14 protein-coding genes are annotated in these 16237 nt (G+C 44.9%); 4 read left to right on the top strand and 10 right to left on the bottom strand.

Annotated elements, in window-relative coordinates; translation table 11 throughout:
* Window positions 1-53: 53 nt before the first annotated feature.
* The 6 genes from K6984_RS08055 to def all read right to left on the bottom strand — a co-directional run bounded on the left by K6984_RS08055 (window position 54) and on the right by def (window position 6951).
* The gene (locus tag K6984_RS08055) at window positions 54-1421 is read right to left on the bottom strand and encodes a sigma-54-dependent transcriptional regulator (RefSeq protein ID WP_221895053.1); all 1368 of its coding nucleotides are present in this window, start codon (window positions 1419-1421) and stop codon (window positions 54-56) included.
* The gene (locus tag K6984_RS08050; protein WP_230987981.1) at window positions 1418-3565 is read right to left on the bottom strand and encodes a sensor histidine kinase; all 2148 of its coding nucleotides are present in this window, start codon (window positions 3563-3565) and stop codon (window positions 1418-1420) included. Before K6984_RS08050 ends, K6984_RS08055 begins: the two co-directional genes overlap by 4 nt.
* The gene (locus tag K6984_RS08045; protein WP_221895052.1) at window positions 3556-4059 is read right to left on the bottom strand and encodes a DUF4390 domain-containing protein; all 504 of its coding nucleotides are present in this window, start codon (window positions 4057-4059) and stop codon (window positions 3556-3558) included. Before K6984_RS08045 ends, K6984_RS08050 begins: the two co-directional genes overlap by 10 nt.
* 37 nt (window positions 4060-4096) lie before the next feature.
* Window positions 4097-5380 (bottom strand): 16S rRNA (cytosine(967)-C(5))-methyltransferase RsmB, encoded by a 1284-nt coding sequence (rsmB, locus tag K6984_RS08040; RefSeq protein WP_221895051.1) that lies wholly within the window; start codon window positions 5378-5380, stop codon window positions 4097-4099.
* 136 nt (window positions 5381-5516) lie between these two features.
* On the bottom strand, window positions 5517-6443 hold the full coding sequence (fmt, locus tag K6984_RS08035) for a methionyl-tRNA formyltransferase (RefSeq protein ID WP_221895050.1): 927 nt from the start codon (window positions 6441-6443) through the stop codon (window positions 5517-5519).
* Window positions 6444-6447: 4 nt separating this feature from the next.
* Window positions 6448-6951, bottom strand: coding sequence for a peptide deformylase (def, locus tag K6984_RS08030; protein ID WP_221895049.1), 504 nt, complete (start codon window positions 6949-6951; stop codon window positions 6448-6450).
* 153 nt (window positions 6952-7104) lie between these two features.
* Here def and K6984_RS08025 point away from each other — a divergent pair, with 153 nt between their 5' ends.
* From K6984_RS08025 to topA, 4 genes are read left to right on the top strand one after another with little or no spacing between them, the layout of a single operon-like run.
* On the top strand, window positions 7105-8142 hold the full coding sequence (locus K6984_RS08025) for a LysM peptidoglycan-binding domain-containing protein (protein ID WP_221895048.1): 1038 nt from the start codon (window positions 7105-7107) through the stop codon (window positions 8140-8142).
* A 53-nt stretch (window positions 8143-8195) separates the two neighbouring features.
* Complete coding sequence (gene dprA / locus K6984_RS08020; protein ID WP_221895047.1) at window positions 8196-9257, top strand: DNA-processing protein DprA; 1062 nt, start codon at window positions 8196-8198, stop codon at window positions 9255-9257.
* 39 nt (window positions 9258-9296) lie between these two features.
* The gene (locus tag K6984_RS08015; protein WP_221895046.1) at window positions 9297-9764 is read left to right on the top strand and encodes a Smg family protein; all 468 of its coding nucleotides are present in this window, start codon (window positions 9297-9299) and stop codon (window positions 9762-9764) included.
* An 18-nt stretch (window positions 9765-9782) separates the two neighbouring features.
* Window positions 9783-12113, top strand: a complete 2331-nt coding sequence (gene topA / locus K6984_RS08010; RefSeq protein WP_221895045.1) for a type I DNA topoisomerase — start codon at window positions 9783-9785, stop codon at window positions 12111-12113.
* A 484-nt stretch (window positions 12114-12597) separates the two neighbouring features.
* Here the strand turns inward: topA and K6984_RS08005 are convergent, their stop codons facing one another.
* The 4 genes from K6984_RS08005 to K6984_RS07990 all read right to left on the bottom strand — a co-directional run bounded on the left by K6984_RS08005 (window position 12598) and on the right by K6984_RS07990 (window position 16079).
* Window positions 12598-12906: a hypothetical protein gene (locus K6984_RS08005; protein ID WP_221895044.1), complete on the bottom strand. Its 309-nt coding sequence runs from the start codon at window positions 12904-12906 to the stop codon at window positions 12598-12600.
* 184 nt (window positions 12907-13090) lie between these two features.
* Window positions 13091-13756 (bottom strand): transposase, encoded by a 666-nt coding sequence (locus K6984_RS08000; protein WP_221895043.1) that lies wholly within the window; start codon window positions 13754-13756, stop codon window positions 13091-13093.
* Window positions 13757-13877: 121 nt separating this feature from the next.
* Window positions 13878-15761: an IS1634 family transposase gene (locus tag K6984_RS07995; RefSeq protein ID WP_221895042.1), complete on the bottom strand. Its 1884-nt coding sequence runs from the start codon at window positions 15759-15761 to the stop codon at window positions 13878-13880.
* 117 nt (window positions 15762-15878) lie between these two features.
* Entirely contained in the window at window positions 15879-16079 is a 201-nt protein-coding gene (locus K6984_RS07990; RefSeq protein WP_221895041.1) for a hypothetical protein, read from the bottom strand.
* Window positions 16080-16237: the final 158 nt, after the last annotated feature.

The raw sequence follows: 16237 nt of genomic DNA, 5'->3' as shown, positions 1-16237 counted from the left end.
ACAGTTTTTAGATTGAGGGTTTACTCGAACACAAAACCTGATTCCTGGATAATTTATTCTTTTATATTCAGTGCATGCAACTTGCGGTATAAATGTGTACGTTCCACACCGACTGCGGTTGCCAGCTTAGCGACATTACCCTGGTTTTTCTCAAAATGATATTCTAGATAGGCTTTTTCAAACTGCTCTCTTGCCTCTTTAAGTGACAGCTTGAAAAAAACTGGCACACTCTCCTGCTGCCTCACAACCACATTGTCCAAGACTGTGCCCAGCGCTGTTTTTACTTCGGCCAGCTCAATATCATCACCCGCACCCAGAATCATTAGGCGTTGCACCAGATTTTTTAATTCGCGTACATTGCCAGGCCAGATATAATTTCTTAAGAAATTCAGCGCTGGCATGGTGAACTTTCTATAAGCCAGCTTTTCATGCTGCACAAAGTAGTCGACATAAAACTGCAACAATGCGGGTATATCCTCACTATGCTCGCGTAATGGCATCACTTCCATGATAACTTCATTTAGCAAATAATACAAATCCTGACGAAAACGACCTTGTTTTACTTCATTTTCCAGAATAACCCGCGTTGTTACCATGACCCGAACGTCAACATGCACCTGTTCGGTTCCACCGACGCGTAAAAAAGAACTTGACTCCAGTGCACTAACGAACTTTAGCTGCGTTTGCGCATCCATTCCAGCTATTTCAGCCAGAAATAATACCCCTCCGTGAGCTCGCTCCAGCAAACCAGGAAAAACCACTCCATCCAGCTCTTTACCAAAAAATTCCACTTCAGCATTTTCAGCAGCAATACTGCCCACAGCAACATCCACAAAAGGACCATTTTTACGCCCGCTATGCTCATGCAAAAAGCGCGCATAAAGCTCCTTCCCTACGCCACTTTCGCCAACAAACATCACTTTGGTTTCATGCTGCGCCAGGCGTTTTAATTGCTCTTTAATACGTTCGGCAAAAGCACTGCGGCCAACCGGATCACTCACCACCGCAAGCTGTTGCTTCAAGCCAGCATTCTCACGCTGCAACATATGTGCATCGACCGCTCGCTCTACAACCAGTAGCAAGCGCGCTAAAGACAGCGGCTTTTCCAGAAACTCATAAGCACCCAGCTTAGTTGCTTCAACTGCAGTTTCAATCGTGCCATGTCCCGACATCATGATCACCGGCGAGACAAACATTTCGTCCTCGCCCCACTCTTTCAATAGCGTAATACCATCGGTATCCGGCATCCAGATATCCAGTAGTATCAAATCCGGCTGATGGCGCTGTTTCATCTCTCGCGCTTCTTCGGCATTTCCCGCCATGTAGACAACATATCCTTCGTCCTGAAGAATCTCCTGCACTAATTGCCTAATCTCTGGCTCATCGTCTACTACTAAAATATTTGCTTTATATCCACTCATTGCCGTGTCTCTTCGAATACCGCTGGAAATTGCATAATAAACCCAGCTCCCTGTTTATAATTACTATCCAGACGAATAGTGCCACCATGCTCTTCAATAACTTTTTTGACTATCGCCAAACCCAACCCTGTCCCTTTCTGCTTACTCGTCACATAGGGCTCAAAAATATTTTTTGCCTGATTAATATCTATGCCGCAGCCTGTATCATAAATGGCTAATTGCACCGGCGTATTATTATTTTTTCTAACCGCCAGTAACTTAATACTTATTGTTCCTTTACCCTCCATTGCTTCCAGTGCGTTTTTAAACATATTATGCAACAGCTGACGAATACTCACAGCATCCGCTTTAATTAGCGGAATTTCCTGCCCTAGCATCAATTTAAACTCGACATTAGGATCCGCAGCATATAATGCAATAACCTCCTGTACCAATGCGGACAGGTCGAGGTTAGTTGCCTGATTTCTTACCGGCTGTGCATATTCAGCAAAGTCATCAACCATATGCTTCATAGCTTCCACTTGCTGAACAATAGTACGCGTGGAGCGGGTCAATATCTGCGCATCTTCATCCTCAAGTTTAGCCGATAACTTATGCTGCAAACGCTCAGCTGAAAGCTGTATCGGTGTTAACGGGTTTTTAATTTCATGTGCCAGACGACGCGCCACTTCTGACCAGGCTGCATTTTTCTGCGCCTGTATCAAATCGGTAATATCATCAAATACCAGCACTGCGCCTATATAACCACCTTCGATAGAAAACAACGGCGTCCCCTGACATAACAATTCCTTGCGCCCATCAGGCCCGTCAACCACGATATTACGCTGCCAGATATCAAATGATTTTTCTAATAAAGGCTGCACCACCTTAACCAGCCCCATTAAATCTGGCCGCCCCTTAGCAAGTTCGCTCAGACCCTGCCCATAAAAACGCATGACCTGCACATGCAGAATAATATTGGCTGCCTGGTTGGCGGTGCGGATATTCAAGCTGGAATCAAAGCTCAATACCCCCGCAGTCAAGCTGGTCAGCAAGGTTTCCAGATATGCTCTTTGACGCTCAATTTCCTGGGTACTTTTGCGCGTCTCGTCCTGCGCTCGCGAAATCTGGCGCACCATTTCATTAAATGACTCGACCAGAAAGCCCAGGTCATCCTGTCGTTTTGCCGGCAATAATTGCTCATAGTATCCGGCAGCAACTGCCTGCGTACCACGCACTAAATCACGTATCGGCGCAATAATCCCACGCACACTGATAAATGCCGCAGAAACTGCCGCCAGAAAGCTCATTAACAATACCAGCGATAAAACCAGTGAAAAACTGATTTTTAAAGAGTGGCGCAAATAGGTCATTTCCTGAAACCTGACGTAGGCGAATTCTACTGAATCCGTTAAGTCATCAATACGCTCAGGCACGGGATAAACGATCTGTAAAAAATGCGTATTTCTCGACTTAATAGCCACAATCGTTTGCACTACCAGGCGGTCATCTACCGAAGCCAAATTCACAAAATCCTCACCTTGCTGTACCTGAAAGAATAAGGAACTGACCGGCAAGCTGGGTAGAATATCACTCCGGTTCACGCCACTAAAAGCAATGACCTTGCCCTTTTTAGACAATAAAGTCACTTCATTGGCAGCTGCTATTTCGCGTATTTGTTCTATCTCCAGGCTAATTTCTTGAATAGACTTATTACGCAATGACTCAGCTATGCGCTGAGACTGATTTAAATTCCAGCGCACGCGCTGATCCAGCGAGGTGTGACTTAATTCCAGCGCATCTTCCATTGCTGCATCAAGTTCCACATTAAACCAGCTATCAATACTCTGATGTAAAAACTTCATGGAAAAATAAAACACTGTACCCGCCGGCACCAGAGATAAAACAATAAACAACAGCACAATATTAGTCGTTAAGCGCGAGCCTGCTTCGCGCTTTTTTAGTCTGCGTGCCAGGGAAATAATGTTATAACCCACCAACACCAACAAACAGAGAGTACCTACAACATTACTTAACAGCAGCCAGGTATACAATTCGCCCAGCTGTGACGTGTCTTGCAGCGCCGAACTCATTAACTGCAAAGACAGAATTATAAAGCTCAGCAGAAACAGAATAGAAATGCTAAACGGAATTTTTACTCGCACCACAGCCTCTCATTTGACGATAAATCCCACTGCTTATCAAAATAAGCAATGGGGCGTAGCGGCGCGGGCAACATTTCCCGATCAAAAGACACCTTTAGCCTAGTCATAACACATTGATTTTTATCATAGCCAGATAATGGCATCTCCTCGGCCTGAAAATGCTGCATATAGTTAAGTGCTTCATCAAGACTGTAAAACCGCCTGAAAGCTTGTTGCTGCTCGTCCTTAACGCGAAAATTATTAAGCAAAGTATAGTATGTCAGGCTGTAACGATAAGTACGCGCAAACAAGGTTTTATACCAAAAGCCGCGCTGCTGTCTAAACACAATCGAGACATCCCAATACAGAGCAATACCGCTATAGAGGGCTTCTTCTGCACTGGGACTTAATTGAAAATCCAGCTTAATATTTAAGCTGGCTTGAGCATCAGTTACTCTTAATTGTGCCTGTTTAATTTTGACAAATTCGCCGTTAGCATGACAATCACATGCCACACAAAACAGCATGACATAACAAACTATCCTTAGCGCTTTACTTTTTCTGTAAACGCGCATAATAAAAACCGTCCATAACCTGGCTACCGGTCAAGATCTGACGGCCAAATGGGCGCATAGTACCCCAGTCAGCAGCGATCACTAATTCTTGTGCGTCATTTTGCTGTTGCAGAAAACGCTCAACCTGACTCTCATTTTCATCTTGTAGAATTGAGCAAGTGACATACAGCAGCACCCCACCTGGCGCTAACATTTTCCAGCCCGCCTGCAAAATCCGCTGTTGTAATGCCTGCAACTGAACAATATCCTCAGCACGGCGCAATAATTTTATATCTGGGTGGCGGCGCACCACCCCCAAAGCAGAGCACGGCGCATCCAGTAAAATACGCTCAAACGGCACACCATCCCACCAGTTTTCAGGATGTGTAGCATCGGCTGCTAATAAATCTGCATCTAACTGCAAGCGGGTTAAATTTTCTTTGACTCTTACCAGCCGTTGCGCATCAATATCAATCGCCAGCATACTTTTTACTTCGGGCTGACATTCCAGAATATGTGCGGTTTTGCCACCTGGTGCAGCGCACACATCTAACACCCTGTCTCCAGTTTGTACATCTAGCAATCCCGCGGCTAATTGCGCAGCCGCATCCTGAACCGATACCCAGCCTGCAGTAAATTTGGGTAACTTATCTACCGCCACAGGTGTCTCGAGGATAATACCCTGCTCTGAATGTTCTGTGGCACTCGCTGCAATCTCTTGCTCTGCCAGCATTGTCAAATAGGTATCGCGCTGACAAAAACGCGCATTCACGCGTAAAGTCATCGGTGGCGTACAATTGCTTGCAAAGAAAATCTGCTTCGCTTCGCTACCCCAGTCTGCTTTAATCGCCTTAATCATCCAGTCAGGATGTGCATAAGCCACATGCTTGTCAGCCAGAGCCTCCAGCTCATCCTGTTCGCGCAAATAGCGCCGCAGCACCGCATTTAACAAGGCCTTTGCCCACTGCTTTTTTTTCATCACTGCCACAGTTTCGGACACCGCCGCATGGTCTTTGACACGCATATATTTCAACTGATATAAGCCCAGTAGCGCCAAGGCTTTTATTTGCACGTCTTTATCTTTAATCGGCTTATTCAGCAGCTGATTTAAAATAAATTCCAGTCGATAGTACTGACGTACTGTGCCATAGCATAGTGCCTGAATAAAGGCTCTGTCCTGCGCATCACTCACATTCTCCCATACGGATTCAAGCGTGGCTGTCAGCGACCTGCCGGACAGTACTTGCACTAATACATTTGCGGAGACTAATCGTGAATTCAATTCATTATCCCTATATTCGTAGCTTGGCTTCTCAAGCGATAGTTCAGTTAGCAGAACCTAGCACTGCCACCTCATTTTGCCGGATGACGTTTTTTATTGCTTTGCAATAAAAAATCTTATCTGGCCTACATTCTATTTAACCTAGTTGTAATCCAGCCACATGATGCGCATTTAAGAAATCAGCAACCTGCATTCGTTTCTTCCCCGGTAGCTGAATTTCTAACAAGCGCAAAACACCCTCACCCGTAACTACATCGATATGCTTTTCATCCATCAAAATTGATCCGGGAATTGAATTATTAGTATTACCCGCAACAACCTCAGCTTGCCATACACGCATCACCTTATCCTGCAATTTAGTCTGCGCAACAGGCCAGGCATTAAGCCCGCGTATCTGGCGTGCCAGTGCACTCGCGTGGCGCGTCCAGTCCAGCTCGGATTCGCTTTTTTCCAGCTTATGCGCATAAGTAACGAGTGCTTCATCCTGTTTTTCCGGGTTTAACTGACCCGCCTGCATTAATGCCAGTGTCTTCTGTAATCCTTCCGCGCCCATTACTTTCATCCGGTCATGTAACTCACTCGCAGTCTCATGCGCGCCTATCTCACAAACAGTCTTATGCAACATATCACCTGCATCCAGTTGCTTAACCACACTCATAATGGTTACCCCGGTTTGCGTATCCCCCGCCATAATTGCACGGTTAATGGGCGCTGCCCCGCGCCAGCGTGGTAATAAAGAACCATGAATATTTATACAACCTAGTTTGGGAATATCCAGCACTTTCTGCGACAGAATCAGGCCGTAAGCCACAACCACCATTAAATCTGCATCCAGTGCTTGTACCTGTGCAATATCAGCATCTTGCTTCAGGTTTAAGGGCTGATAAACAGGGATACCCGCTGCTAACGCCAGACTCTTAACCGGGCCAGGCTGCAATTTCCGGCCGCGTCCTGCCGGTCTGTCCGGTTGCGTATAGACGGCAACCACTTCATGTTCAGAATCTAACAGCATTTGTAGTGCAGGCACGGCAAACTCAGGCGTTCCTGAGAAAATAATTTTCATCTGTTTATTTTTCTCGTTTATGTAGTTTATTCATTTTCTTTTTTATTCTTTGGCGCTTTAACGATGACAAATAATCAACAAAGAGCTTGCCCTGCAAATGATCCATTTCATGCTGAATACAGACGGCCAGCAACCCTCCCGTTTGTAATTCAAATGGTTTGCCTTGTTGATCTAGCGCTTTTACCTTGATTTCTTCAGCGCGCTTTACCAGCTCAAAAATACCCGGCACCGATAAACAACCTTCGTCTGACTCTTCCTCCCCCGTCTGCTCAATAATCTCAGGATTAATTAAACACAGCGGATTATTTTTATCCTCACTGGTATCGATAACGATAATACGCTTATGCTGATCCACCTGCGTCGCAGCTAAACCCACTCCATGTGCTTCATACATGGTTTCTAACATATCATCAACCAGGCTCTTGATCGCCTTATCAACAACCTTTACAGGCTCCGCCACCGTGCGCAAACGCGGATCAGGAAATTCAAGAATTGACAAAATACCCACTAAACTCTCCAACAATAATTATTTATGACTGGAATTCTATCCGAATTCATCTAAACTTTATACTTAGCAAGCTCAGTGTTGTCCGTTTTTGTGAAAATAAAGTATGCATAACAACACTTAGCCGATAATTTTCTGATTGATTGGAATAAAAAAATGGCTTCTAAAGCAATTATAGGATTTATTCTCGCCCTGACATTTAGCCTTTCTAGCCTGGCTGATATAGTTAAATTCAACACTTCGCACCCGACCAGCTATGTCGTTGTTAAAGGCGATACCTTATGGGACATATCCGCCAGATTTTTCCAAAACCCGTGGGAGTGGCCTAATGTCTGGGAACATAATGGTCAGATCAAAAACCCGCACCTTATTTATCCCGGGGATGTCATCTCGTTTTGCTTTGTGGATGGTAAGCCCATGCTCTGTGTTGATCATGCCAGCAATGATGAGCAGCGTGAGCTCTACCCGCATATGCGCCTTAGCGACGAAAAAGATGCGATTGCAATGATTCCATTTGAGGCTATTGCTCCTTACCTAAGCTCGCCTAAAGTCGTAAGTAAAGATGAATTAGTAAATTCACCCTATATAATCGACTTTGCTAGCGAGCATATAGTCGCCGGGCCAGGTACCGACATTTTCGTACGTACCATTCTGCAGCCTGATTATCTTGCCTATACCACTTATCGCCCAGGTGAAACATATATAGATCCGAAAACTGATGAGATTTTAGGCTATGAAGCCGAATATATTGGCGACAATGTCATGATATCCCTTGGTGACCCAGCCACTTTGCGAATTACCAACACCCAAAGAGAGGTACGCCGAGGCGACCGCCTGATGCCGACTTCAGAACAAGATGTTGTATTTGATTACTTTCCCAAACCCCCAGCAAAATTTATTCAGGGATCAATTATCAGTGTGCATAATGGCGTTCAGGAAATTGGTACTTATGACATCATTGTCCTCAGCAAGGGGGCACGTGATGGCCTGGAAGTTGCCAATATTTTGACCATCATGCAAAGGGGTAAACTTATTCCAGATCCCTTTCATGTGAATAAAAACGAACTGGTTAAATTATCCGACCAAAAAGCGGGAGTAGCCATGGTTTTTCGTGTCTTCGACAAGGTTAGTTATGCACTGGTTATGAACGCAACCAGGAATATAAGCGTATTTGATCTTGGTGCAAACACCTGAAGAATAGCCCTCACCTGAATACCGAAGAGCCTCAAAAATACTGGCTTGCGCTGATGCGCACGCCAGGCATAGACAGCAAGACCTTTTTAAAGTGTCTGGACTTTTGCCCTCCCGAGCAACTTTTTTATCAATCGCGCGAGACCCTGATCAAACTAGGTCTACGCACCGCCACTATTGATGCTATTAAAAACCCGGACTGGAAAACTGTTAAGCAGGATTTATTGTGGTTGGAGCAGCAAGATAATCATTTACTACTGTATACCGACCAGGACTACCCCAGCCAGCTCAAAGAAATTCCAGACCCACCACCGGTATTGTTTGCCCGGGGCGATATTGATTTAATTCATTTCCCGCAAATAGCTATCGTAGGCAGCCGCAACCCATCAGCATCCGGCATACAAATCGCGACCGATTTTGCCAGCAGCCTGGCTAACACTGGCTTTACAATTACCAGTGGCTTAGCTTTAGGCATTGATGCCGCAAGTCATCGTGGCGCTCTGGCTGTTCAGGGAAAAACCATTGCCGTCACCGGCACAGGTCTAGATCGTGTTTACCCTGCCACGCATAAACAACTTGCCACTGAGATTGTTGCAAATGGCGTACTTATTTCTGAGTTCCCTCCCGGTACAGTTGCCAAAGCCAACCATTTTCCCAGGCGAAATCGTATTATTAGTGGCCTATGCCTGGGTATTTTAGTGGTAGAGGCCGCTAGACAAAGCGGCTCATTAATCACTGCACGTATGGCGCTGGAACAAAATAGGGAAGTCTTTGCCATCCCGGGCTCTATCTATAATCCGCTGGCACGTGGCTGTAATGCGCTGATCAAAGAAGGCGCCAAACTGGTTGAAACCACTCAGGATATATTAGAAGAGATAGGCCAGTTTTTTCAGCAGCCCACGGCGAAAACTAACCTCCTAAATGCAAATAGCCAGACCAGCCTTGACGAACAGCAGCAAAACCTGTTGAATTATGTACTGTATAGCCCCACATCAATTGATCAGCTAGTCAATGAAAGCGGGTTTTCAGTAGAAAATATCGCATCACACTTGCTCATTTTAGAAACTCAAGGTTATATTATCGCCGCCGATGGCGGTACTTACACTCGCATAAAATAGTTTGCTAACAGGCAGACCAGCCCACTTATAGGCACTTTAATGAATGAAGATATTTTTGATGTATTGATCTATCTATTTGAAAATTATATGGATAGTGAGATTGACATCATTCCGGATACCGATATGTTACATACAGAACTTAAGGCAGCCGGTTTTAATTCAGGCATTATTTCCAAAGCCTTTGAGTGGCTAGATACGCTGGCACTGCAAGAAGAACCCGTATTCAAATCAGCTAATAATTTCCGTATTTTTTGTGCCGAAGAGTGTTATAAGCTAGATTTAGAGTGTCGTAACTTTATCCTCTACCTGCAGGGAATGGCTATTCTTACTCCCGTCAGTCGCGAATTAGTGATTGATCGCGCCATGGCGGTAGAGAAAAAGCATATTTCCCTCGACGAGCTGAAATGGATAGCCCTGATCGTGCTATTAAGTCAGGCGGATGAAGAACTTGCCATTGCACATATGGAAAACATCATCTACCAGGAAACACCGGATTTTTTAAATTAATTTTGGTTAATATCACGCATGAGTAAAAATTTAATCATTGTAGAGTCACCCGCAAAATCCAAGACTATTGAGAAATACCTGGGCAAAGACTTTCAGGTACTCGCCTCTTATGGTCATTTACGCGATCTGATTCCCAAAGAAGGCGCGGTGGATCCCCAGCATGATTTCGCCATGAAGTATCAGATACAAGAGCGCAATCAACGCCATGTCCTAGCCATCACCAAAGCGCTCAAGGGCGCAGACACACTCTATCTCGCAACTGACCCTGATAGAGAGGGAGAAGCCATTTCCTGGCACTTGCTGGAAATACTCAAAGCGAAAAAACTACTCAAAAACAAGGCGGTTCACCGCGTGGTGTTTCATGAAATCACCAAAAAAGCGGTGACCCATGCAATACAGAACCCGGGGGAAATTGCCACTACACTAGTGGATGCACAACAAGCCCGCAGAGCACTGGACTACCTGGTAGGCTTCAACCTTTCGCCGTTATTGTGGAAAAAAATTCGCCGTGGCTTATCCGCAGGCCGGGTACAAAGCCCGGCACTGCGTATGATTGTCGAGCGTGAACTGGAAATTGAAGCATTTAAAACGCGTGAATACTGGAGTATCACCGCAAAACTTGCACATGCGAAGCAAACGTTCAAAGCTAAACTCACCCACTATAATGGCGAGAAGCTAGAGCAATTTAGCATCCAGAATGATGACCAGGCACAGGCAACTCAACAAGCCCTGCTTGCTGCTGCGAACGGCACGCTAAACGTTGCCAAATTAGAGAAAAAACAACGCAAGCGCAACCCTGCTGCGCCATTTACTACCTCGACTTTACAGCAAGAGGCCGCGCGTAAACTGGGCTTTACCACAAAACGCACGATGATGGTTGCCCAGCAACTTTACGAAGGAATGGATATCGGAGGCGGTGAAGCAGCGGGCTTAATTACCTACATGCGTACTGACTCGGTTAATTTAGCAGATGAAGCCCTGGAAAACATTCGCCAGTTGATCAGTGATAAATACGGTGCTGACCAAGTACCCAAACAACCGCGCGCATTTAAAACCAAATCTAAAAACGCTCAGGAAGCGCACGAGGCAATTCGGCCCACGCTGGCACAGCAAATCCCTGCCGAGCTTAAAAAATATTTAAGCAACGATCAATTTAAGCTATACGACCTGATATGGAAGCGCACGATTGCCTGTCAAATGATTCATGCAACCATCAACACCGTCTCTGTTGATCTGCAATGTGGCAGCGATAAAGATATTTTTCGTGCCACAGGTTCCGTTATCGCCAAACCCGGCTTTATGGCTGTGTACCTGGAAGGAAAAGATGACAACAAAGAAGGCGATGATAAAGAAACCTTTTTACCGCCTATGGAAGAAGGGGATGCGATCCCACTGGATGCCATTGTTACCAATCAGCATTTTACAGAACCTCCCCCCCCCTATGGTGAAGCCAGTCTGGTTAAATCGTTGGAAGAACATGGTATTGGCCGCCCTTCTACCTATGCATCAATTATCTCTACCCTGCAAAATCGTGAATATGTAACGCTGGAGAGTAAACGCTTTCACCCGACCGATGTAGGCAGGATTGTTATCAAGTTTCTAACCGAGCATTTTACAAAATATGTCGATTATGACTTTACCGCTAACCTGGAAGATGAATTAGATGCGGTATCGCGCGGGGAAAAAGACTGGGTTCCGCTGATGCATGATTTCTGGAAGCCATTTACCAAACTGATTCATGACAAAGAACAATCGGTACAGCGTAAAGACGTGACTCAGGAAGCCATCGACGAAAAATGCCCTGAGTGTGGCAAGCCACTGTCTATCCGTCTAGGTCGCAATGGCCGCTTTATCGGCTGCACAGATTACCCAACCTGTTCTTACACCCGCAACTTAAATGATGACGGTACGGAGTCTAATGTCCCTGAAATTGTGGAGGGGCGGAAGTGTCCTAAATGTGACTCTGATTTAGTGATCAAGACCGGGCGTTATGGCAAATTTATCGGCTGTAGCTCGTATCCGAAGTGTAAACATATAGAGCCATTAGAGAAGCCACTGGATACTGGCGTAGCATGCCCTAAGTGCAAAAAAGGCACCATCCTCAAGCGCAAGTCACGCAACAACAAAGTATTCTATTCCTGCTCCGGCTATCCTAAATGTGATTATGCACTCTGGAATGTCCCAGTTAAAGAGCCCTGCCCGACGTGTGACTGGCCGATATTAACGCTAAAAAGCACCAAGAGCCTCGGCCCGGAAAAGGTCTGCCCGCAAAAGGATTGTAAATATGCAACCCCTTATGAGGGTGATCCTGAAGATATTAATGGGTCGACGAGTGCAGCACCTATTTAGGACGGGGCAATAGTTAATTATAATATATTTTAAATCAGCAGCTTATGAAATACCCTATCCATCAAACCACACGGTGCTGCACGAGTTAGACTTTGCCCCATACATAGGCCGAAAGAAACACAGCCAACGTAGCCCGCATGTTGTTATGCAATGCGGAAAACCGGTATCCCCTCCATAATGGGCTACAAAGTAGTTTAATGTGACTGACAGTTATACTATTCAACATACTGTTAAGCTATCTCGTTAACACCTAGAATAAAGTGCATAAACTGTTCTAAAGAGGAAAACATCAAATTGTCGGCAGGAACAGCAACAATGGATTGTCAGGTGCTGCGCTTCAAAACCAAAGCGTAAATAGTAACCCGCCGCCTGCTCATCAATGGCATCGACAAATAAACCAATACCACCTGCCTCAGTGTAGATTAGCTGCGTACGAGTTAGAGCATCGACTAACAGCAACTCACCAAGACCCTTACCATGATCATCAGTGTTCCCCTATCAATTGAGGCCGTGAAACTAACCTCGCCACAAGAGAGCTCATAAAGCACTGTAAAGACATTCCTGTTATTATTGCGTTTTGAACTGCTCGAATGGTATACGAGCTGATACGAGATATTCTTGCCTGGAAAAATAATGGATTCACAAAACGATCTCGTTTTTGGGCCTGTTGCTGCCTTATCTCCAGAGCCTCGCTATATTTTTTATCCGATGGATGAATCAATTCTGGCTGTTGTGTTTTTGAAATCTCTTCAAACACGCGCATTAAATTATAGCTCATTGCAGGCAGGCGCATTTGATTTCCAAGTGAGCGGGTATTGGAAGACCAAGCTTTAGTTTCCTTGAAATTACTTTTACTCGATGTTCAAGTTTTCAGCTATAACTGGGCTAAGAAAAGTAAATTTTTACGGCTTTGTTTTATAAGTGATTGATTTACAATGATGTTGATGCTTTCTTTGTCAGTAAAATTATCAATAAAATCAATCAGTTAAAAAACTTGAACATCGAGTTTTAGTGTTATTGAATGTCTTTTCAATCGTCCATCGCTTGAAATACAGCATGGCAATGGTTCCAGGGTTAATAGTCATTGGCAAGGTTGTCACAAACCGGTGAAGTTTTCCGGTTTGTGGATCACGGTAATCCACCACGTTAAATTTGATGCCCTTGTTTTCGTACACACTGTATGCTTCAACTCCTGTATTGATCTCATGCTGGGAGTCAAAAGGGATAGACTCAACCAGAGTCGCAATTGAATTTTCTTTTAGCATTGAAATCATGTAATTAGCATGTCGTTTCTGCCGATCCCACCAGACAAAGTCGGTGACGGCTTTATCGTAGACATAGAGATGTTTCTGAGAGCTGTTATTTCCCTTGTTTTGCTTTTCAATATGATCTCGTAACACAGGTATTTCTTGATGCCTCTGAGTTCCGTTTGTCACCAGACAAAGAAATCTGAGCAACCCACTTCTGAGATTCAACGCGTAAATCCCCCCGGCCGCATAAACTTTCCCCTTGCTGTTTTTTTCAGTATGGCAGGCATGATCAATAAAATGTCCATCCGCTGCTTCTATGGTGTATTCGTCAAGTTCCGGGAATGCTTTAAGATAATCAATGCCTTGTGATACTCGATGTTCAAGTTTTTCCATCCCATTGCCATCAAACTCTTACCTTCACCCAGCAGAACAATACTTTAATGATGGTGTTGGCCCTAACCTATCTTCGTGACATATACAGTCAATTTCCCATTATTTCAATGAGTTAAATTTTTCAATCGGCCCCAGTTGGCACTACAGGTTTCATATCAACGATCGTTTTAACTTTTCCAATCGGGTCGGGGTTAATATTCAACGCAGTGTATATTTGTTTTTGTCTGGTTTCTGCTTTGCTTGTGGTTCGCAGGTGAATGATTGTATCGTTATCCGTGGGTAAAGTAATGGTCATGCGTTGCTGGGTCGACATCCTGTTGCGAATGCTTTCCCAGCTTAGATGGATGTCCTGAAATCTAAGTTGATAACGCAGTACATGTACCAGGTGGTAAGCTAATAATGTGATGAATAGGTGTCCGGTAACCCGCTCTTCTTTTTTGTGATAGACAGGGCGCAAGCCTAGCTCGGTTTTCAGGCTTCTAAAGGTCGCTTCAATCTCAGTCAGCATGGTATAGGTTAGCCATAACTGTTCTTCCGACCAGTCAGGGATATTCGTTCTTAGGCAGTAAACACCACAGTGCTTATCTTTTTGGTCACTTTCAGGTTTACGTTGCCATTCTATACCGATGGCTTTGTTTTTTTTGTCATCCGCGATAACGTTAATGGTGTAATCTGCAGCAACACGGCTATGTTTTTCACGTAGTCGTCCGATACGTTCCAGTATTTTGTCGTATTTTTTAAGGGTGCCTTTTTTGCTCAGACCTGTGTGCAGTTTTTCCAGGGCCTCTTCCAGACGAGCATGGAAGCGATTACGGATACCTTGTTCTTTTTTTGCTTTTTGTTCTGAATGACAATAGAGTCGGGTTTCCTCGGTTTCTTGATCAACTTCACGATAAACAACAACATTGCTGTCCCGGGTATCCCTGACCGCTACCGGAGTTTTCTGATCTCTTGGGTTTTTTACATGTTGTTCTCGACTGACAACGAGATAATGATAATCTTGTTCGATTAACCAGACAATATTGTCAGCGCTGGCAATGCCGGCATCCATGATAACCACCGGCTTTATTTGATGAAAGGGATCCTTGTCTCGCAGTTCGTCAAGCATCAGTTTCAAGGTCGCGGGCTCACTGGCGTTGCCGGGAAAAACCTGACTACTCAATGGAAAGCCGTCACCATCCAGAACCAGCCCCAGAGTAACCAACGGGCAATCAGTGCGTTTCTCTTTAGAGCGACCGAATTTCGCTTTCGGGTTTCGGGCGCACTGGCCTTCAAAATAAGTATTGGTCAGATCGTACAATACAATCTTGCGGTTTAAATTGAACAACGTCTGCTCTCGGTCAGCCAGAAAATATTCAAGAGTTGCCTGACGTTTGAGTAGCTTGTCACTGACTGTATATAATCGCGTCAGGCTGGTGTTACCGTAGTCATGACCCAGTAATTCGCCCAGGCCTGTTCGATTTTGCAACCAGTCATGTGTTTGCAGTTCACTGCCGGGTGAAACCATACGTCCTATGATAGTGCCCAGGGCCGTCGCCGTATCTACTTTATTAAAGCCCAGCGCCATGAGTTTTTCGTCTAGCTGTAACTGCTGTGCGGCATGCAGTGCCAGGGTTTCAACACCAATACTACGGGCATTAATGGCTTCGACATGATTAATATCGACATGATGAAAATCTCGCGTTGTTGTTTTTGAATCTAGCGGTTGTGACAGTTTTGCAGTCATCAGTGAGCTATAGCGCTGGGCTGTTGCTTCCAGAAGTTGATTTAAATCATCGGCTAAATTGAATAGCTCTTCCTGATGTGGTTCCAAACCTTGCTGTAATTGTTCGATTCTGGCCGTCAGCAAGGGCCAGTACTTTTTATCAATCGTAACGTCCGCACCTATATTGAGCAATGTACGTTGCTTGACTTGTTTTCCTATACGCACAGATTCTACAATGCGGTAAGTGAAATAAGCTGAGCCGTCTTCAAGGCTTTTTGTTTTGGTTCTTCGAATATACATACCACTAGCATCGGTGAAAAATCAGGGAAAATCAAGGGTCAGAGCAAGTTAAGATGGCACTACAGAGACCCTCAAAAAAAACACCATTGATTCTAAAGGGATTTTTACGATGAATTTTTAATGCGAATTATAAATCAATGACTTGAAGAGATAAAAGTGACGAAGATAGGCTAAGCGCCCTAAATCTCTGCCAATCATATGTTTTCCTGATGGCATCAGTTGAAACACATCCTTTATTAATTCACCTAACTCTTTCAGCTTATCACCAGGATCTGGAAACTCTAGCAATGACGTGATGAACTCAAGCAGTACATCCATTTGAGACTCAGGCGCGCCATGCTACCTCACGAAATTCCGGGACTCCTGTCGCCGTAATTCGTTCACCTACGCAGCGAATAGGAGATGCTCCAGCCGCCCTGCGTCCGCCACAGACTGAGCACAAAGCAGCTCAGTCATGGCTACCACAAATGGCTCTA

It is taken from the genome of Bathymodiolus japonicus methanotrophic gill symbiont (assembly GCF_019721995.1).
Lineage (GTDB): Bacteria > Pseudomonadota > Gammaproteobacteria > Methylococcales > Methylomonadaceae > Methyloprofundus.
This window is presented reverse-complemented; position numbering and strand designations above follow the sequence as displayed.